The following is an 18269-nucleotide window of genomic DNA, read 5'->3' on the forward strand; positions in this document are numbered from 1 at the left end:
CTGCGCTCACGGCGATGTTCCTGCGGAACCCAGCCCGGCGTCGTCGTACTCCGCGCGGCCCGCTTCCAACTCCAGCTCGTTGAGCAGGGTGAGGTCGAGGATGCCTTCGAGCTCGGCCTCCTCGGTAGTGCCGGCCTGCACGCCGTCTTCGAGGAGTTGCGCCAGCGCACCGGCCAGGGGTTCCTGGGAGAACGTGACGTTTTCAAGCGCCCGCTCGAGAACGGGTTCGGCCAGCGGTTTCGCGTTGGCAGCCACCAGGCCCTCATTGATGAGGTCCGGTGTCTCCGCAGGGTTTTCGTTCAGCCAGGTAATGGCCCGCTGCTCCGCCCGGAGAAGTGCCTTGACCTGGTTGGGGTGCTCCTCGAGGAACTGCTTGTTCACCACCAGGATGGTTGTGGCGAACTTGCCCTGGGGCCAGAGGTCAGCTTCATCAGTCAGTACCTCGGCGCCGACGTCGATCACCAGGCGCGAGGCCCAGGGCTCAGGCAGCCAGGCGCCATCGATGTCGCCGTTCTGAAACAGCTGAAGGGTAGTCGCGTTCTCGGTGGGAACAATGCCAACGTCTCCACCGCCGTCGATCTTGGTCTCAAAACCCTGCTCGTCCAGCCACACACGAAGGGCAACGTCCTGGGTGTTCCCGAGCTGCGGGGTGGCGAGGGTCGCACCCTGGAGGTCATCGGCCGAATCGATACCCGGCTTCACCACCAGCTGCGCGCCGCCTGATGTCGCTCCGGAAACAATGCGCAGCGACTCGCCCTGGCTCTGGACGTAGGAGTTGATGGCCGGATTCGGCCCGATGAACGTTGCGTCGATCGCGCCGGCGTTGAGCGCCTCGATCGCCGACGGGCCGGCGTTGAAGACCTGCGTACTCAGCCGGATGTCGCCTAGCTCCTCCTCGAAGTAGCCGTTCTCAAGACCGGCCAGCGCAGGAGCGTGCGTGAGGTTGCCGAAGTAGCCCAGGCGAACCTCGGCGGCGTCAGTTACCGGTGCCGCCGTCGTCGTACTCTGTGGAACGGACTGCGATGAAGCGTAGGCAGTAATAGCGGCCCCGGTTGCAACGATGGCTACCGCGGCTCCCGCGATGATTCCCTCAGCTGTGCGGCTCTTGAGCAGGACTCCGCGCTTGCCGGGGCGGGTCAGGTTCTCGTTGACGGGGGTGTTCTGGTCATATGTCATAGCGTTCGTCCTCGCGGGCTGCGAGTTCCAGGTGGTCGGATTCCACCAGGCCTGCAGCCAGGGTGTTGCCGTCGGAGGGGTCGATAACCAGGAAAGCTCCGGTTCGGCGGAAGTTCACGTAGTTGTCCACGGGCAGCGGTGCTGCCAGGCGGATGTGGACGGTCCCGATGTCGTTGAGCTCAAGGCCCGACGCCGGTTGATCGGCGAACGCTGACAGGTCCAGCTTGTTGATGACCTGGCGAACCAGGCCCTGGACCGTCTTGCTGCCGTGCTTGATGAGGAGCCGCGAGCCCTCCTTCAGCGGCTTCGGCGAAAGCCAACAGAGGGCTGCGTAAAGGTCCTGGGTGGGTTGGGGCAGCGCGGCCGCGGGTCCAGCTTCCGCCAGCAGATCCCCGCGGGCAATGTCGATGTCGTCAGCGAGGCGAAGCACCACCGACTGCGGCGCGAATGCCTCCTGGAGTTCCTGCCCGGCGAAATCGATGCCGATGACCGTGGTCTCCCTGCCTGATGGCTGCACGGTGACGGCATCACCCACGCGGATCGAGCCGGCGGCAACCTGGCCTGCGTACCCGCGGTAGTCGCGGTAGACCTCGGCATCCAGGCCGGGTGCCACAGCGCCCTGCGGACGGATGACGGTCTGCACGGGGAACCGGAACGCTTCCACGTCGGTTTCCAGGTCAGCCAGGGCGGGCAGCTGTTCGAGCAGCTCGAGCAACGACGGTCCGCTGTACCAGGGCGTCTTGTCGGAGCGGTCCACCACGTTGTCACCCTCGAGTGCGGACACCGGGATGATCGCGGGCTCGTCGACCTTTAGCTCGCGGGCGGCCTGCTTCAACTGGGCTTCGACGTCGCGGAACACGGCTTCGCTGTAGTCAACGAGGTCGATCTTGTTCACGGCAACGACTATGTGCGCCACCCGCAGCAGCCGCGACACCGCGAGGTGCCTGCGGGTCTGCTCCAGCACGCCCTTGCGGGCATCGATGAGAACAACGACGGCGTCCGCTGTGGACGCGCCAGTCACCGTGTTCTTGGTGTACTGCACGTGGCCAGGGGTGTCGGCGAGGATGAATGTGCGGTTCGCTGTGGCGAAGTAGCGGTACGCGACGTCGATGGTGATGCCCTGCTCGCGTTCGGCGCGCAGGCCATCAGTCAGCAGTGCAAGGTCCAGGCCTCCCCGCTCCCCGCCGAAACCGCGCTCCGCCGAGGTGCGGGCAACGGCGTCGAGCTGGTCAGCGAGCACCGACTTGCTGTCGTGCAGCAGGCGGCCCACGAGGGTGGACTTGCCGTCGTCGACGGACCCGGCGGTCGCAAACCTGAACAGCGTCGAGTGTTCGAGGGCTGTTTCAACTGCGGTGGTGCTCATTAGAAGTACCCGTCTTTCTTGCGGTCTTCCATCGCGGCTTCGGAAATCCGGTCATCTGCCCGGGTGGCGCCGCGTTCGGTGAGGGTACTGAGGGCTACTTCGCGCACGACGGCGGCGACATCCGTTGCATCGGATTCGACGGCGCCTGTGCAGGACATGTCGCCGACGGTACGGTAGCGGACCAAGCGCGTCTCAACGGTTTCCTTCTCGGTGGGCATCGACACTTCGCCGACTGCGCGCCACATTCCGTCGCGGCTGTAGACCTCGCGCTCGTGGGCATAGTAGAGCCCCGGAAGTTCAATGTTTTCCCGCTCGATATAGCGCCAGATATCCAGTTCGGTCCAGTTGCTGATCGGGAAAGCGCGGACATGCTGGCCCACCGTGTGACGGCCGTTGTAGAGGTTCCACAGTTCCGGGCGCTGGTTACGGGGGTCCCACTGGCCGAACTCGTCGCGCAGGCTCAGGATCCGTTCCTTGGCGCGTGCCTTGTCCTCATCGCGCCGGCCGCCGCCGAAGACGGCATCGAACTTGTTGGCGTTGATGGTGTCCAGCAACGGAACGGTCTGCAGCGGATTACGGGTGCCGTCGGCGCGATCGTGAAGCTCGCCGCGGTCGATGTACTCCTGAACAGAGCCGATAACCAACCGGATGCCAAGCCGCTCCACGGTGCGGTCGCGGAACTCGATGACCTCGGGGAAGTTGTGGCCGGTGTCAACATGCAGCACCGGGAACGGAACCTTGCCGGGCCAGAACGCCTTGGTGGCCAGGTGCAGCATCACCACGGAGTCCTTGCCACCAGAGAACAGCAGCGCGGGCCGCTCAAACTCAGCGACGACCTCGCGAATGATGTGTATCGCTTCGGACTCCAAAGCGTCGAGGCTTGAGAGCCCCTTCGCTACGATCGGGTCCTCAATGGTCTGGGATGAATGGCTCATTGGTGGATTCCGCACTCTGTCTTCGCTAGACCGGCCCAGCGGCCGGCTCTTGGGTCTTCTCCTGGGGCTACCGGCCGGGTGCAGGGCTTGCATCCGATGGAGGGGTAGCCGCTGGACAGGAGCATGTTCACGGGCACTTGATGCTCGCCGGCATAGTCGAGGAGTTCATCGAAGGTCCAGGCGGCAAGCGGGTTGATCTTCACCAGGCTGTGGACGTGGTCCCAGGTCACCAACGGGGTGTTGGTGCGGGTGGGGGCTTCGTCGCGGCGCACACCGGTGAACCAGACCTCGTATCCGGACAGGGCCTTCTTGAGCGGGTCCATCTTCCGCATGGCGCAGCACTGGGCTGGATCACGGCCGAACAGGTCCTTGCCGAACTGGGCATCCTGCTCAGCAACAGTCAGTTCCGGCATCACGTCGACGATGTTGATGTCCAACTGTTCCGCGACTTCGTTTCGGGTGATGTGGGTCTCCGTGAAGTGGTAGCCCGTTTCGAGGAACAGTACGTCCACTCCGGGGAACTGCTGCGACACCAGGTGCGGCAGCACGGCGTCGGCCATGGAGCAAGCCACAGCGGCCTGGGTGAGATCGAAGTTCCGGGCAACCCAGGCGATTACGCTTTCGGCGGGCGAATCCCAGCCAAGCTCCTCGGCTCCTCTGACGGCGAGCGCCCGCAACTCTTCCTCCGGGCGGCGGGCAGGACGCGCAGCGATCTGGCCTGACGGCAGACCCGTAACACTGTGAGCACTCACTGCAGCACTCCTTCCTCGGCGCGGTGCGCCCATTGGGCGAAGGTCTCGTTGTCCTGGCGATCCGCCGCGTACTGGCGGACTACCCGCTCCACGTAGTCAGGGAGGTTTTCGACGGTGACTTTGAGGCCGCGGATGGTTCGGCCGAGGCCAGCTTCTTCGCGGCTGGAATCTGCGAGCCCACCGCCCAGATGCACCTGGAAGCCGGGTGTGGGGTCACCGTCGGGCGTTGGCAGCATCATGCCTTTGAGGCCGATGTCAGCGGTCTGGATGCGAGCGCAGGAGTTGGGGCAGCCGTTGATGTGAAGGGCAATCGGCTGGGTCAGGGTCCCGTTGTCCACCAAGTCGGCGAGCCGCCGCTCAAGCTCGGAAATCGCGGTGGCCGCGGTGACCTTGGTTTCCACGATGGCGAGCTTGCAGTATTCGATGCCGGTGCACGCGATGGTGGAGCGGCGGAACAGCGATGGCCGGGCGGAGAGCCCAAGCGCATCCAGTTCGGCTACCAGCGGCTCAACGTGGTCCTTGTCGACGTCGAGCACCACGAGTTTCTGGTGCGGCGTGGTGCGCAGGCGGGTGGAGCCGTGCGCTTCAAGCGTGTCCGCGAGCCTCGTCAGGATCTCCCCGGAGACTCGGCCCACGGTGGGCGCGACGCCGATGTAGAACTTCCCGTCCTTCTGCTCGTGGATACCCACGTGGTCGCCCGGCGTCGGCGGTTTGGGGGCAGCCGGGCCCTCGGGCAGCTCGAATCCCAGATACTCGTCCTGCAGGATCTGGCGGAACTTCACCGGTCCCCAGTCATTGAGGAGGAACTTCAGTCGTGCCTTGGTACGCATGCGGCGGTAACCGTAGTCGCGGAAAATGCTGGTGACGCCGAGCCACACCTCAGCGGCGACATCCGGTGAGACGAAGACTCCAAGCCGCTCAGCGAGGCGGGGGTTGGTGGAGAGGCCGCCGCCAACCCAGAGGTCATACCCGATACCAAGTTCAGGGTGAGTGACACCAACGAGGGCGAAGTCGTTGATCTCGTGGACTACGTCCTGGCTGGGGTGCCCGGTGATTGCGGTCTTGTACTTGCGAGGAAGGTTGGCGAGTTCGGGATCGCCGATGAAACGCTCGCTCAGCTCGTGGATGAGTGGCGTGGGATCGATGATTTCGTCCTTGGCGATGCCCGCTACCGGGGAACCGAGGATGACGCGCGGCACGTCGCCGCAGGCTTCGGTTGTGGACAGGCCGATTGCTTCCAACCTGTTCCAGATCTCGGGAACGTCCTCCACACGGATCCAGTGCAGCTGAATGTTCTGGCGGTCTGTGAGGTCCGCGGAGCCTCGGGCGAATTCGGTGGAGATTTCACCGATCACCCGCAGTTGCTGGGTGGTGAGCGCACCGCCGTCGATCCGAACTCGGAGCATGAAGTACTTGTCTTCGAGTTCGTGCGGCTCCAGTGTGGCGGTCTTGCCGCCGTCGATGCCCGGGCGCCGCTGCGTGTACAGGCCCCACCAGCGGAAACGTCCATGGAGGTCGGTGCCTTCAATCGAGTCGAAACCGTTCTTGGAGTACACCTGCTCGATGCGCTCGCGGACGTTGAGCCCGTTGTCTTCCTGCTTCCAGGTTTCATTGGCGTTGAGCGGAGTGGTCCCGTCAACCTTCCACTGGCCGTGCGGCTTTTGGGCAGGCCTCGTCTTGGCCGCTGGTTTCCGCTCGGCTGGGCTCGCATTGGTCACGACTGAACTCGTCATAGAAAAACAGTAGGTCCGGCGTTTGAACCCCATCAAAGGACCGGCAACACCCGTTCACGTGACGACTCCTCGCGTCACAATCACGTCAAAAGGTTGACATGCCCGGCCCACGCGAAAACGGGGACGCGGTCAGAGCCTTGCGCAGACCTCCACCAGCGGCCTGCACGGACGGCCGCAATCCCGGTTTGGGTTAGGGGTAATAGCCCGACGGACCGCCTCGTCGTAGCGCGCGAGCGCCACTTTCGCGATGTCCGTGGACGGCAGCAGCGGCGCGCTCACCACCGATCCGCCGGCCTTGAAAAGCTGGTCATGAAAGTAGCCCGGCGCCAGGAGATATGCCGCGACAGCCGGAGCTTTCCCCGTCAGCGATTGTTCCTGCACCGCAACAGACACCGACGGCTTCGCGCTGGCTCCGTAGCCGGGCTGGATGCGCCCATTCCGCAGGCCGCCCAGCTGACTGGCGAGCTCTTCCACGTCCACGGCCGCGCAGGCATCCGAGGAGCCGGCGGCCGCGAGGACGACGGCGTCATCCTCCTCGACTCCGGCCTCCTCCAGCCGCTGCTGCAGCAGTGCCGCGAGCCGGGGGTCTGGGCCGAGCGGGGCGGCCGCCACGGTCTGCGGGCGGCTTGCCACCGCTTGTGAAATGTCCACCTTCACGTGGTACCCCACGGACAGGAGCAAGGGCACGACGACGGCCGGGCCTTCCGGCAGCGCAGCAACCACTGACGGAAGGTCAGGTTCCTGCACATCGACGTAGGCCTCACGAATGTCCAGCTCGGGGCGCAGCTCGGCCATCTCCTGACGGAGCCGATTGACGGCCGCCTGCCCCTCGGCGCTGCTGGTGCCATGGGAACAGGCAATCAGCACGGGATTTTGAGCCGGCTGGTTCGGAGTGTGCATGTTGGCCATTGAAGCACCCGCCTGCGACCATTGTCAGTTGTGCCCCGTAATCCAAGGACCTCATGACTGCCGCGCTGATCCTCGACCTGTTCGGTGTTTTCTTTTTCGCGGTATCAGGTTCCCTGCTTGCTGCCCGCAAGGGATTCGACCTCGTCGGGTCTCTGCTGCTCGCCTCACTGGCCTCGCTGGGAGGCGGCGTTGCCCGCGACGTGATCATCGGCGTCGTCCCTGTTGCGTTCTCCAACCCGCTGTACCTGGCTCCCCCTCTGCTCGCGACACTGCTGGTGTACTTCCTGTACTCCCGCCTCGAGCGGGTGTCCAAGCTGCTCGTCCTGTTCGACGCCGGCGGGCTGGCACTGTTCTGTATTGTCGGCGCGCTCAAAGCCGTTGACGCCGGGCTGCACCCCATAGCGGCCGTCCTGCTGGGGGTGACCACCGCCGTCGGGGGCGGCCTGCTGCGTGACGTCGTCGCCAATGAAGTGCCGCAACTGTTCAACCCAGGTGACATTTACGCCCTGCCCGCCTTTCTCGGCGCGGCACTGACGGTGGTGCTCGCCCGGCTGGACTGGTTCAACGCCCTCACGGGAATCGCCGTCGCCATCCTGGTCTTCGCGCTGCGCGTGCTTGCCTGGCGGGCGGGGTGGCATGCACCGCTGGCGGTCCTGTCCCACCTGCGCGGGACGCGGGACCCCGAGCCGCCGCGGGCGGGATAGGATTGCAGCAATCCCCCCAACCCCACCTGGAGCCACCCGTGACCGAGCTGTTCCTGGAAAAATTCCGCGCCCTGGTGCCCGCCTATTTTGACGAGCCCTGGGTGGCGGAAGACGGCCTCTCCGAAGACGAGCTCACTGAACTGCGTGAGGGCCAGGACTTCCCGCTGCCGTTGGCGCTTCGCGAGTTCTACCTTGCAGTCGGAGCGTCCGAGGACCTCATGGAGGCATTCCACTACGTCTGGGATCCTGACGAGCTGGAAATCGAAGACGGCTACCTGCTGTTCATGGAGGACGTCGACGAGAAGTTCGTGTGGGGAGTCCGTGCCGACCAGCTCGCCGTACCGGATCCCATTGTGTGGCGCCGCAACAACGCGCGTGCTTCCTGGAAAGACGAGGAAGGCACCTTCAGCGAATTCATGCTCGACATGTTCGAGTGGGTGTTCGAGGACGAAGAGGACGCGTGAGCTGGACACACCACGCACCTGCTGGGTACGAGTGCCCATTCTGCGACCTTGCATCGGGTGAGTTCCGCTTTGCGTCGAACCTGTGCCAGCCCGGTGACCTGATCTACTCCGATGACCTGGTGCTCGCGTTCATTGCTTCGCACGGTTTTGAACCGGAACCAGGGCACGTGCTGGTCACGCCGCGGGATCACTACGAGCTGTTGTATGAACTGCCCGACGACGTCGCCGGCCGCATCATGACGGTCAGCCGGGACATGGCCATCGCCATCAAACGCGCGTGGGACCCCGACGGCGTTTCCACCCGCCAGCACAACGAACCGGCGGGAAGCCAGCACGTGTGGCACTATCACCAGCATGTGCTCCCGCGCTGGCACAAGGACGGTTTCTACTTCACACCGAAGCGTCCCATCGTGGATCCTGCGGTACGGGCACGGAAAGCCGCCGAACTTCGCGCTGTGCTCTAGGCCTGCCTCGCATCAGCTTCCCGGCCTTTACACTGGACGTTTCTGAAGTGCTCATTCTGCAAACTGGACAGCACACCTGCGACCCCGAGGACGCACGGCCCATCAAGGTGAGTGCGGCCAAAAGTCAAACGTCCCGGCTCACGACAGCGTGCGCGAAGCTGGCCAGGGCACTCTTGACCGTGCTGTCCGGCAGCGGTTCGAGAGCAGCGACGGCGTCATCGGCCCACTGCTGGGCGACCGCCCAAGCCTGCTGGGTCGCGGGGTGTTCCCGCAGGGCGGACACCGCGCCGGCCAAAGCCTCATCGGAGGTCAGGTCGCCGTCGACAAGTTCCAGCACCCGTGTAGCCGATTCGTCGCCGTCGGCCGCTGCATGGCGGAGAAGGAGTACCGGAAGCGTCGGGACGCCCTCGCGGAGGTCGGTTCCCGGGGACTTGCCGGACTTAACTTTGAGGCCAGTGACGTCGATGACGTCGTCAGCGAGCTGGAACGCCACGCCCACCTTCTCGCCATAGGAGACCATGACGTCGATGGCTGCTGCCGGTGCGTCCGCAAAGATTGCCCCCAGTTGGCCGGAAGCGGCAACCAGCGAGCCGGTCTTGTCAGCGATAACCGAGAGGTAGTGCGCTACGGGGTCTTCGCCGTCCTGCGGTCCCACTGTCTCGTGGAGCTGGCCCAGGCAAAGCCGCTCGAAGGTGCGTGCCTGAATGCCGAGCGCGCGGCTTCCCAGCTCGGACACCAGGATGGACGCGCGGGCGAAAATGAGGTCGCCCGTGAGGATGGCGACCGAGTTGCCCCATACTTCATGCGCAGTGGGCGCACCGCGACGGAAAGGGGCGGAGTCCATAACATCGTCGTGGTAGAGCGTCGCCAGGTGGGTGAGTTCGACAACGACGGCGGCAACCACCACCTCCGGCTTGGTCGCGTCGCCGAGGTGGGAGGCGAGGATGGTGAGCAGCGGGCGTATGCGCTTGCCGCCGGCTTCCACCAGGTGCCGCGAGGTGGCGTCCGCGATGGGGTCCGAGTTGGCTATCGCTTCCCTCAGCTGCTTCTCGACCTTCGCGAGGCAGGTCGAGACAGCCGGCCCGAGCTCCGGGTCTTCTGCAATCAGCGCGAATCCGGCGGGCAACCGCAGACCGGTGGCAATGACGCCGGTCGAAGGGTCCAGCTCGTCGATGAGCGGACGCGGGTGGCCGGCGCTGGTCCAGCTGGTCTGGGAGGAATCCGTCATGGGGCTAAGCCTATCGGCAGGATCCGGGTGCGAGCGCAGCGAGCCCCTGGGAGCCGGTAGGCGCTATCGGCAGGATCCGGGTGCGAGCGCAGCGAGCCCCTGGGGGCCGGTAGGCGCTATCGGCAGGATCCGGGTGCGAGCGCAGCGAGCCCCTCGGGGCCGGTAGGCGCTACTGGGCGAGGGACCGCGACGAGCGCTACTGGTTCGACGTCGCCGGCACCAGGCTTTCGAGCACGCGGATCACCCGGTCCTCGAAGCCCTTCCCGGACGCGTCAGTCAGATTCGCGAGCATCCGCACCACAAAACGCATGAGCACGGGGATCGGCATACCGGTGCGCAGTGCCAGCTTGAGGATGGCGGGTTTGCCGATCAGCGTGGCGAACATCCGGCCCAGTGTGAAGTGGCTCCCCCACTGGTCCCGGATGTAGGGCGAGTAGTCGGCAAGCACTTGGTCACGCGCGGTTCCTGGCGCCACGGCCAGCGACCGCTCGATGAACTCCGCGGCGTAACGGGCAGATTCCATGGCGTAGGAGATGCCCTCCCCGTTGAAGGGCGACACCATTCCGCCGGCGTCCCCAAGGAGCAGCATCCCTGGCACGTAATGCGGCGTGCGGTTGAACCCCATCGGCAGCGCCGCCCCGCGGATCTCACCGACCTGGTTCTCCTCGGTGAATCCCCAACCGGCTGGCATGCCGGCGGTCCAGTCGCGCAGCACTTGCTTGTAATCGAGCTTCCCGAATGACGCCGAGGAATTCAGGATCCCGAGCCCAACGTTGGACGTTCCATCACCCACACCGAACACCCAGCCGTACCCGGGCAGCGGCTTGCCCGTGGCGTCCGGCAGTTCCAACCAGCCTTCCATCCACGGGTCTTCGTGCCGCGGGCTGGTGAAGTAGGTGCGTACTGCCACGCCAAGCGGGCGGTCGTCGCGCTTTGCCATTCCGAGGCTTACGGCCGTTCGGGTGGAGTTGCCGTCAGCCGCCAGCACGACGTCGGCGGTGAGGGTCTTCTGCTCGCCGGTGCGGCGCCCATTCGGTGCAACGATATTGACGACGACGCCGGTCACTCGTCCGGACTCATCGCGTACCGCTTCGGTGACCGAGTGCCCCTCCAAAATCTGCGCACCAGCGGCGCGCGCATGAGCGGCCAGTTGCTCGTCGAAACCGAGCCGCGTGCGCACCAGCCCGTAGGAGGGGAAGTCGCTGAGTTCGGGCCAGGGCAACTCCACAGTGCGCCCACCAGCCAGCAAACGCAGCCCGACGTTCCGCCGCCAGCCGAGCTCCTCACCGTGCGGGAGGCCGAGCAGCTGTATCTCTCGGACGGCCCGGGGCGTAAAGCCATCACCGCACACCTTTTCGCGCGGGAAGAAGGTCTTCTCGACGACGGTTGTCTCAATACCCGCAGCAGCGAGGTAGTACGCAGCGGTTGACCCTGCGGGCCCAGCACCGACGATGAGGACGGACACCTAGTTTGCAGCCCTGCTGCTGCGGCGGCGCCCTCGCGTCTGGGAAGCTGCCGCCGTCGTCGTAATGGTGTTTACAGGTTTGGTAGCGCGGTGTACCGCTACGATGCCGCCGTTGAGGTTGCGGTATGCCACCGATTCCCAGCCGCTTTGGGTGATCCAGGCCGCGAGTTCGTCCTGGTTGGGCCACGCGCGGATGGACTCGGCGAGGTAGACGTACGCGTCAGGGTTGGAGCTGACCTTCGTCGCGATGGCAGGCAGGGCGCGCATGAGGTACTCGGTATACATGGTGCGCCACAGCGGGACGGTGGGCTGTGAGAATTCAGCAATCACCAGGCGGCCACCGGGCTTGGTGACGCGGAGCATCTCCTCAAGCGCCTTGATGGGCTGGTCAACGTTGCGCAGGCCGAACGAGATGGTGCTCGCGTCAAAGGAGTTGTCCGCGAAGGGAAGGTTGGTGGCGTCACCGGCGATGAAGTCGATGTCGGGCCGCCGCCGTTTGCCCACGCGCAGCATTCCAAGTGAGAAATCACACGCCACGACGTTCACGCCGGCGTCAGCGAACGGCTCGCTGGAGGTGCCGGTACCGGCTGCCAGGTCCAGGACCCGGTCACCGGGTTTGGCGTCCACCGCGTCGACCACAATCCGCCGCCATCGGTGCGTTTGCCCTAGCGAAAGCACGTCATTGACGACGTCGTACTTAGGAGCCACGTCGTCAAACATGGCCGCAACTTCCTCGGGACGCTTATCCAGCGATGCTCGATTCACCCGCCCATTGTCTCAAACAATCCGGCCGCACCTGCAATCCGGCCCGATCAGGAGCTGCAGCGGAGCGGAGTACGCTAATGCATCATGAGTAACCCCTCCCCTGCTGCAGTGGCAACGCCGCTGAATCAGGCGCCGGCGCTTCGGAGCATCACCGTCGAGCGGGGTGATCTCGAACTGAGCACCGGCCTCCTTGACTATGTGATGCGCAACGACGTCCATACCTGGATCCGCCGCGGTGGAGGAATGGTGGGCTTCGGCGAAGTAGCCCGCTTCACCACTCACGGACCCAGCCGGTTTGCGCAGGGACAGGCATGGTGGCGCGACATCGTTGCCGCATCCGACGTCGTCGATCCCCTCTCCCAGCCTGGTACCGGCCTACTGGCTTTCGGCTCCTTCGCCTTCTCGAAGACTTCCCGGCACCTCTCGCGCCTGATCGTGCCCCAGCTGATCGTCGGCAGCCGTGACGGCAAAAGCTGGCTCACCTATATAACGGACGACGGCGATGCAGAGCTGAGCGCCGACGCCGCCGAGGCAGCGTTAGCGTCCTACCTGGACGACGTCGATCCCGAACGGGAACCGTCCCCGGAGGACCGCCTCGCGCCCGGAGTGCTCACCGAGGAACAGTGGATGACGGCGGTGAGCCGCGGCGTCGCGCACATCCGGGAGGGCGAGCTGAGCAAGCTCGTGCTCGCGCGGGACGTTGTTGCTGAGCTGGGATCACCGGTATCGACGGCGCAGGTGCTGCGGGAACTCGCCGTCCGGTACTTCGACTGCTGGACGTACGCCGTGGACGGCCTGATCGGTTCCACGCCGGAGATGCTCATCAAGGTGGAGAACCAGACCGCACAGGCTCGTGTGCTCGCCGGCACCCTCGACCGTTCCTCAGCTCCCTCCAGCGAGAGCGGCTACGCGGACCGCGTGCTGGCAGGGTCCGAAAAGCAGCAGCACGAGCACGAAATAGCCATCGATTCACTCACCCGGCAGCTCGAACCGTTCACCCGGACAATGACGTCCCACAGCGAGCCCTTCGTGCTTGAGCTCCCCAACGTGTGGCACCTTGCCTCTGATGTGAGCGCTGAACTGACGGTCGACGACGACGGCCAGGTGCCGTCGTCGTTGGCTCTCGTGGAGGCCCTCCATCCCACCGCAGCAGTGTGCGGCACGCCCACCACCGTCGCGGGCGAGCTGATCCGCGAACTCGAACACCTGGAGCGCGGGCCCTACGCCGGCCCGGTCGGCTGGATGGACGCGCATGGCAACGGCGAGTGGGGAATCGCGCTGCGGGGCGCCGTCGTCGAAACCCCAACCCGGGTGCGCATGTATGCGGGCTGCGGAATTGTGGAGGCATCACAGCCGGTGGCGGAGCTCGCGGAAACGTGGAGCAAGTTCCGGCCGATGATCGAGGCTCTTGGCCTCCGGGTCCCCATCAAGTACTGACCGATGCCTGAGGGTGACAGCGTTTTCCGGCTGGCCGTGCGGCTCAGGAGGGCGCTCGACGGCCGCACCCTCAAGCGCGGCGACCTGCGCGTTCCAGCCCACGCCACCGAGCCGCTGGACGGTATGCGCGTGACCGGGCATGACACCCACGGGAAACACCTGCTCACCCGTCTCGACAGCGGCCTCACCCTCCACACGCACCTGCTGATGCAGGGCTCGTGGACGGTTACGGCTCCGGGCAAGCGGCTGCCGCGCACGCTGCTTCCTGACGCCTGGGTGATCCTCGAGGTCGACGCCGGTCCCACGGCCTACGGGATGCACCTTCCCGTCGTCGAACTCCTTCCCACGCGGGCAGAGCACGACGTCGTCGGGCACCTCGGGCCCGATCCGCTGAGAAGCGACTGGTCGCCAGGGGAAGCGGTGGACCGGCTACTGCGGGACCCCGGACAGCGGGTTGCCGCGGCGTTGCTGGACCAACGCAATGTCGCGGGCTTCGGCAATCTGTGGGCCAACGAGCTTTGCTTCCTGCGCGGAATTCATCCCGATACGCCGGTTGCCGACGTCGATGTGCCCGCGCTAGTGGCACTCGGGGCTCGTTGCCTGCGCTTCTCTGCCACGCAGCCCGGCGCCCATCAGGTGACAACAGGGAACACGCGTAAAGGTGAGCAGCACTGGGTCGCTGGACGTGCAGGCAAGCCGTGCCTGCGATGCGGCGCGGCTGTCCTTGTCCGCACCGAAGTCCCGGGCGATCCCGGGCGTCGCCGCACCTGGTGGTGCCCGAGTTGCCAGCCACTCAAACCTCACTAGCCGGAAATGTGGGCTCGACTGTTGGTTACTAATAGGCAATGCCTGTAGCCTGTGATGAACATCTCTATTCCGGCTAGAATCGTCCATGACGTTTCTTTACTCTGTCCCCTTACCCCCTTCAAAGCTGAGGTACCGCATGTTCTCGAAGATCTCCAAGTCGCTTGCCGTAGTGGCAGTCGGCGCACTGACCCTGACCGCCTGCGGCGGCGGAAGCGAATCGGAAGGCGGTGGAGAAGCAGGCAGCTCGGAACTCGGCCTCGTTTCCGCAGGCACGCTGACCGTTTGCTCTGATATCCCCTATGAGCCGTTCGAATACGAAGAAAATGGCGAGTACGTCGGTTTCGACATGGACTTGATGAAGGAAATTGCCGCCGGCCTGGATCTCGAGTTCACCGTGCAGGATGTTGGCTTCGATGGCCTGCAGTCGGGCGCGGTGCTGGCTGCCGGCCAGTGCGACGCCGGAGCAAGCGCCATGACCATCACTCCTGAGCGGGAGGAAAATTTGACGTTCTCCGAGCCTTACTACGATTCGCTGCAGTCCCTTCTAGTACCCGCTGATTCTGACATCGCGACTCTGGAAGACCTTGCGGGCGAGTCGGTTGGAGTCCAGCAGGGCACCACCGGTAAGGCATATGCCGAGGAGAACTCACCGGAGGGTACCGAGGTTGTGTCCTTCCCGAGCGACGCGGAGCTATACGCGGCTCTGCAGGCCGGGAACGTGGCGGCGATCCTTCAGGACCTTCCCGTCAACCTCAATCACACTCAGGACGGCGAGTACACCATCGCGGCGGAATTCGAAACGGATGAGCAGTACGGTTTCGCCTTCTCGAAAGAGGGCACTGAGGCACTCGTCGAGGCCGTAAACACTCAACTCACCGAACTGCGCGACAGCGGGACGTATGACGAGATTTACAACACCTACTTCGAGGAGAAGTAACCCCTTCCACACCCCTTGCGGCAGTTCCAGCTCCTGGAACTGCCGCAGTCGTGTTCACCTCTTTCCAAAGATAGGTAGAAGTCGTGAGACCCACCACCCGCAAGCGGTTGTTCCGCGGTGTTCTGTATGCGATCTTCGTCATCGCCGTTGCCCTCATCATCTTCATCGCCGACTGGGAGGCGATACGCAAGAACTTCTTCAACCTTGATGTGGCGGCAGCGACTTTCCCAACGATCATCGTCGAGGCGGCGAAGAACACCGTTGTCTACACCATCATCGCCTTCATCGGGGGCATGCTCGGGGGCCTGATCCTGGCCTTGATGAAACTCTCCCCCATCGGGCCTTACCGCTGGGTTGCCACTGCTTACATCGAGCTCTTCCGCGGTCTTCCGGCGCTCCTTGTCATCTTCGGCTTCGCTTTCGCAATTCCAATCGCGTTCCAGTGGCGCCCGCCGGGGGGTGCAGTCGGCGCCGGTTTGATCGCGTTGATCGTCGTTTCCGCCGCCTACATTGCGGAAACCATTCGCGCAGGCATTGAGGCTGTGCCGAAGGGACAGGTTGAAGCTGCCCGTTCCCTTGGCATGCGTCCATCGTGGACGCTGGTGTCCGTGGTGCTGCCGCAGGCGTTCCGCATCATCACTCCTCCGTTGACCAACGAATTAGTCATCCTGATCAAAGACACCTCGCTGCTGTTCATCGCCGGTATGGCGCTTGGTGAGCGGGAACTCACCACCTTCGCCCGCGACACCGTCTCCTCCCAGGCAAACTCGACGCCGTTGGTAATCGCAGCGCTGCTGTACCTGGTCATCACCCTCCCGCTCACCCAGCTGGTTGCCAAGCTGGAACGCCATAACAAGAGAGGCCGGTAACCATGGCCGAGTTACAGAAGACCGGCGTGCCCGCAATCGAAGTACGCAACCTGCACAAGAGCTTCGGCGAGAACGAAGTGCTCAAAGGCATCGACTTCCACGTCGATCAGGGTGAAGTGGTGTGTGTCATCGGCCCGTCGGGGTCCGGCAAGTCCACGCTGCTGCGCTGCGTCAACCGGTTAGAAGAGCCGACGTCGGGCACCATCATTGTTGAGGGCGTAGACATCACTGACGTGGACACCGACCTCGATCAGGTGCGCACGCGAATCGGCATGGTGTTCCAGCAGTTCAACCTGTTCCCGCACCTGAACGTAACCGGCAACCTGACGCTCGCGCAGATGCGCGCCAAGAAGCGCAAGAAGCCCGAAGCCGTCGAAATCGCGAAACGTAACCTCGCGAAAGTGGGCCTCGCGGACAAAGCCGACGCCTTCCCCTCGCAGCTCTCCGGCGGCCAGCAGCAGCGCGTCGCCATCGCGAGGGCGCTGTCGATGGACCCTGACATGATGCTCTTCGACGAGCCAACCAGCGCACTTGATCCTGAACTCGTGGGCGACGTGCTGGACGTGATGAAGCAGCTGGCACGGGACGGCATGACCATGATGGTAGTGACCCACGAAATGGGCTTCGCCCGTGAGGTCGGTGACCGTGTGGTGTTCATGGACGGCGGCGTCGTCGTCGAGCAGGGCAACCCCGAGGACGTCCTCGGCAACCCGCAGCATGCGCGGACGCAGGAGTTTCTTTCCAAGGTCCTCTAGCGAATCCATTCCGGTTTGGGTTGGTGCGTGGGAGGATGGGCGCACAACCCCATGCACCAACCCAAACTCCGCGTGAAACGGGATTCCCATGTCCGAGGTGACCACCGCCGAACGTCCGCGCCTACAGGCGCGGGTTGCCGCCGTCGTCGTACTTTGTCTTGCACTACTCACCGGCCTGCTCACGGCACCCACTGCCCAGGCGGCTGTGCCGATCGGCGACCCGAACAACATTCAGGTGCTGGTCACGAAGTCCCGGCCGCTGAATCCCCTGCGCTACGTCGCCCCGGATCTGGTCTATTACCCCGGAACCAACTTTGTGCTGCGCCGCGAAGTGTCGGCGAACCTGCAGTCCCTTTTCAGTGCGGCCCGGAACGCCGGCTCTCCCCTTGCAGTGGTGAGCGCGTACCGCTCCTACGACCAGCAGGCGGCGCTCTACAACCACTACGTCTCGATCTACGGCCAGGCCACCGCCGACACCATTTCCGCGCGGCCCGGGCACAGCGAGCACCAGACGGGGCTGGCCGTCGACGTCGGGAACGTTGACGGCAGCTGCGGCCTTGGCGCGTGCTTCGGGAACACACCGGGCGGCCGCTGGGTGGCTCAGAACGCCCACCGCTACGGGTTCATTGTGCGGTACCCGGACGGCTATCAGTCCACCACTGGATACACGTACGAGCCGTGGCACCTCCGCTATGTCGGCAAGTCCATCGCCACCGAGATGAAGACCCGCGGCTTCCCCACCATGGAGCACTATTACAACGGCTCCAACCCGTCGATCAAGGATGCGGCCGAGGTTCTGGCACTAGATTCGGCAGGCGTCCTATACCGGTACCCGCCGGACTACCTGGGCGGATTCCGTCCACGTACCCGGCTCGGCACTGTGTGGGCAAACGTCAAAGCCGGTTTCAACGTCGACTGGAACGATGACGGCGTGCAGGACATCCTCGCCCAGTGGAAAGACGGCAGGTTGACCCTGTACCGCGGCCAGAAAGGCGGCGGCTACCTGGCTCCGATAGCGATCGGCCATGGCTTCCAATCCTTCGAGCTCGTCGTCGGGAAATGGGTTCGAGGAAATCGCTTCCCATCGGTGGTCGCGAAGAACACAGCTGGGGACCTCCGACACTACTCAAACAACGGCGGTGCGCTCTCCGTTGACCGATCGGCACGGATAGGCATGGGATGGCAGCAGCTGCGCATCGCGATGGCTGACTGGGACCGCGACGGAAACCAGGACATCCTCGCCATCAGACCGAGTGGCGACATGCTGCATTACCGCTCCAACGGCCGCGGGAGCTTCGTCATTGAACCCCGGCGCGCCATTGGGAGCGGATGGCAGAGCCTGAATAACCTGACTGCTATTTCCGGGTTCAAGGGCCCCGGGTCCTATGGGCTGCGCGCGAGGACGAGCTCCGGGTCGATGCGCTACTACCCCCTGCCGGGCAATTCGTGGGGGGCCCTCTCCTCAATGGGCCACGGCTGGCAGACCTACCGCCCGTTCCAGTAGGT

At 64.5% G+C, this 18269-nt stretch carries 18 protein-coding genes; 9 read left to right on the forward strand and 9 right to left on the reverse strand.

The genetic code is table 11. The features are described 5' to 3' along the window. Window positions 1-6 precede the first annotated feature (6 nt). The 6 genes from ACWA1U_RS16760 to ACWA1U_RS16785 all read right to left on the reverse strand — a co-directional run bounded on the left by ACWA1U_RS16760 (window position 7) and on the right by ACWA1U_RS16785 (window position 6868). Window positions 7-1176: an ABC transporter substrate-binding protein gene (locus ACWA1U_RS16760; protein ID WP_463723272.1), complete on the reverse strand. Its 1170-nt coding sequence runs from the start codon at window positions 1174-1176 to the stop codon at window positions 7-9. Continuing rightward, window positions 1166-2539 carry a sulfate adenylyltransferase subunit 1 gene (locus tag ACWA1U_RS16765; protein WP_463723273.1) on the reverse strand — a complete coding sequence of 458 codons (1374 nt, stop codon included), beginning with the start codon at window positions 2537-2539 and terminating at the stop codon, window positions 1166-1168. Before ACWA1U_RS16765 ends, ACWA1U_RS16760 begins: the two co-directional genes overlap by 11 nt. Beyond that, window positions 2539-3474 (reverse strand): sulfate adenylyltransferase subunit CysD, encoded by a 936-nt coding sequence (cysD, locus tag ACWA1U_RS16770; RefSeq protein ID WP_463723274.1) that lies wholly within the window; start codon window positions 3472-3474, stop codon window positions 2539-2541. Before cysD ends, ACWA1U_RS16765 begins: the two co-directional genes overlap by 1 nt. Further along, window positions 3471-4259 (reverse strand): phosphoadenylyl-sulfate reductase, encoded by a 789-nt coding sequence (locus ACWA1U_RS16775; protein WP_463723275.1) that lies wholly within the window; start codon window positions 4257-4259, stop codon window positions 3471-3473. The genes cysD and ACWA1U_RS16775 overlap by 4 nt, the downstream gene beginning before the upstream one ends. Next, complete coding sequence (locus tag ACWA1U_RS16780; protein WP_463723276.1) at window positions 4223-5959, reverse strand: nitrite/sulfite reductase; 1737 nt, start codon at window positions 5957-5959, stop codon at window positions 4223-4225. The genes ACWA1U_RS16775 and ACWA1U_RS16780 overlap by 37 nt, the downstream gene beginning before the upstream one ends. A gap of 129 nt (window positions 5960-6088) precedes the next feature. Beyond that, the gene (locus ACWA1U_RS16785; protein WP_463723277.1) at window positions 6089-6868 is read right to left on the reverse strand and encodes a sirohydrochlorin chelatase; all 780 of its coding nucleotides are present in this window, start codon (window positions 6866-6868) and stop codon (window positions 6089-6091) included. Window positions 6869-6921: 53 nt separating this feature from the next. On the opposite strand from ACWA1U_RS16785, the gene ACWA1U_RS16790 reads away from it, so the two are divergent. From ACWA1U_RS16790 to ACWA1U_RS16800, 3 genes are read left to right on the forward strand one after another with little or no spacing between them, the layout of a single operon-like run. After that, on the forward strand, window positions 6922-7572 hold the full coding sequence (locus tag ACWA1U_RS16790) for a trimeric intracellular cation channel family protein (RefSeq protein ID WP_463723278.1): 651 nt from the start codon (window positions 6922-6924) through the stop codon (window positions 7570-7572). A 38-nt stretch (window positions 7573-7610) separates the two neighbouring features. After that, on the forward strand, window positions 7611-8036 hold the full coding sequence (locus ACWA1U_RS16795) for a hypothetical protein (protein ID WP_463723279.1): 426 nt from the start codon (window positions 7611-7613) through the stop codon (window positions 8034-8036). Then, window positions 8033-8500 (forward strand): HIT family protein, encoded by a 468-nt coding sequence (locus ACWA1U_RS16800; RefSeq protein ID WP_463723280.1) that lies wholly within the window; start codon window positions 8033-8035, stop codon window positions 8498-8500. Before ACWA1U_RS16795 ends, ACWA1U_RS16800 begins: the two co-directional genes overlap by 4 nt. Window positions 8501-8624: 124 nt before the next feature. On the opposite strand, the gene ACWA1U_RS16805 is transcribed toward ACWA1U_RS16800, so the two are convergent. From ACWA1U_RS16805 to ACWA1U_RS16815, 3 genes are all read right to left on the reverse strand, one after another. Then, entirely contained in the window at window positions 8625-9728 is a 1104-nt protein-coding gene (locus tag ACWA1U_RS16805; protein ID WP_463723281.1) for a polyprenyl synthetase family protein, read from the reverse strand. A gap of 196 nt (window positions 9729-9924) precedes the next feature. Next, the gene (locus tag ACWA1U_RS16810; RefSeq protein WP_463723282.1) at window positions 9925-11193 is read right to left on the reverse strand and encodes a geranylgeranyl reductase family protein; all 1269 of its coding nucleotides are present in this window, start codon (window positions 11191-11193) and stop codon (window positions 9925-9927) included. After that, window positions 11194-11958 carry a demethylmenaquinone methyltransferase gene (locus tag ACWA1U_RS16815; protein ID WP_463723283.1) on the reverse strand — a complete coding sequence of 255 codons (765 nt, stop codon included), beginning with the start codon at window positions 11956-11958 and terminating at the stop codon, window positions 11194-11196. Between the two features lie 84 nt (window positions 11959-12042). On the opposite strand from ACWA1U_RS16815, the gene ACWA1U_RS16820 reads away from it, so the two are divergent. The 6 genes from ACWA1U_RS16820 to ACWA1U_RS16845 all read left to right on the forward strand — a co-directional run bounded on the left by ACWA1U_RS16820 (window position 12043) and on the right by ACWA1U_RS16845 (window position 18267). After that, complete coding sequence (locus ACWA1U_RS16820; RefSeq protein WP_463723284.1) at window positions 12043-13395, forward strand: isochorismate synthase; 1353 nt, start codon at window positions 12043-12045, stop codon at window positions 13393-13395. Window positions 13396-13398: 3 nt separating this feature from the next. Further along, entirely contained in the window at window positions 13399-14202 is an 804-nt protein-coding gene (locus tag ACWA1U_RS16825) for a DNA-formamidopyrimidine glycosylase family protein (RefSeq protein ID WP_463723285.1), read from the forward strand. 136 nt (window positions 14203-14338) lie between these two features. Continuing rightward, window positions 14339-15139 carry a transporter substrate-binding domain-containing protein gene (locus ACWA1U_RS16830; RefSeq protein ID WP_463723286.1) on the forward strand — a complete coding sequence of 267 codons (801 nt, stop codon included), beginning with the start codon at window positions 14339-14341 and terminating at the stop codon, window positions 15137-15139. Window positions 15140-15222: 83 nt separating this feature from the next. Next, window positions 15223-16008 carry an amino acid ABC transporter permease gene (locus ACWA1U_RS16835; RefSeq protein WP_463723287.1) on the forward strand — a complete coding sequence of 262 codons (786 nt, stop codon included), beginning with the start codon at window positions 15223-15225 and terminating at the stop codon, window positions 16006-16008. A 2-nt stretch (window positions 16009-16010) separates the two neighbouring features. Further along, complete coding sequence (locus ACWA1U_RS16840) at window positions 16011-16763, forward strand: amino acid ABC transporter ATP-binding protein (RefSeq protein ID WP_463723288.1); 753 nt, start codon at window positions 16011-16013, stop codon at window positions 16761-16763. A gap of 88 nt (window positions 16764-16851) precedes the next feature. Then, entirely contained in the window at window positions 16852-18267 is a 1416-nt protein-coding gene (locus tag ACWA1U_RS16845; protein ID WP_463723289.1) for a M15 family metallopeptidase, read from the forward strand. The last annotated feature ends 2 nt before the right edge of the window (window positions 18268-18269 follow it).

It is taken from the genome of Arthrobacter sp. TRD_SC_6 (assembly GCF_055361185.1).

Coding starts and splice junctions, on each gene's coding strand:
- ACWA1U_RS16760 (WP_463723272.1), bottom strand. CDS start 1,176: ATGACATATGACCAGAACACCCCCGTCAACGAGAACCTGACCCGCCCC.
- ACWA1U_RS16765 (WP_463723273.1), bottom strand. CDS start 2,539: ATGAGCACCACCGCAGTTGAAACAGCCCTCGAACACTCGACGCTGTTC.
- cysD (WP_463723274.1), bottom strand. CDS start 3,474: ATGAGCCATTCATCCCAGACCATTGAGGACCCGATCGTAGCGAAGGGG.
- ACWA1U_RS16775 (WP_463723275.1), bottom strand. CDS start 4,259: ATGGGCGCACCGCGCCGAGGAAGGAGTGCTGCAGTGAGTGCTCACAGT.
- ACWA1U_RS16780 (WP_463723276.1), bottom strand. CDS start 5,959: ATGACGAGTTCAGTCGTGACCAATGCGAGCCCAGCCGAGCGGAAACCA.
- ACWA1U_RS16785 (WP_463723277.1), bottom strand. CDS start 6,868: ATGGCCAACATGCACACTCCGAACCAGCCGGCTCAAAATCCCGTGCTG.
- ACWA1U_RS16790 (WP_463723278.1), top strand. CDS start 6,922: ATGACTGCCGCGCTGATCCTCGACCTGTTCGGTGTTTTCTTTTTCGCG.
- ACWA1U_RS16805 (WP_463723281.1), bottom strand. CDS start 9,728: ATGACGGATTCCTCCCAGACCAGCTGGACCAGCGCCGGCCACCCGCGT.
- ACWA1U_RS16820 (WP_463723284.1), top strand. CDS start 12,043: ATGAGTAACCCCTCCCCTGCTGCAGTGGCAACGCCGCTGAATCAGGCG.
- ACWA1U_RS16825 (WP_463723285.1), top strand. CDS start 13,399: ATGCCTGAGGGTGACAGCGTTTTCCGGCTGGCCGTGCGGCTCAGGAGG.
- ACWA1U_RS16830 (WP_463723286.1), top strand. CDS start 14,339: ATGTTCTCGAAGATCTCCAAGTCGCTTGCCGTAGTGGCAGTCGGCGCA.
- ACWA1U_RS16840 (WP_463723288.1), top strand. CDS start 16,011: ATGGCCGAGTTACAGAAGACCGGCGTGCCCGCAATCGAAGTACGCAAC.
- ACWA1U_RS16845 (WP_463723289.1), top strand. CDS start 16,852: ATGTCCGAGGTGACCACCGCCGAACGTCCGCGCCTACAGGCGCGGGTT.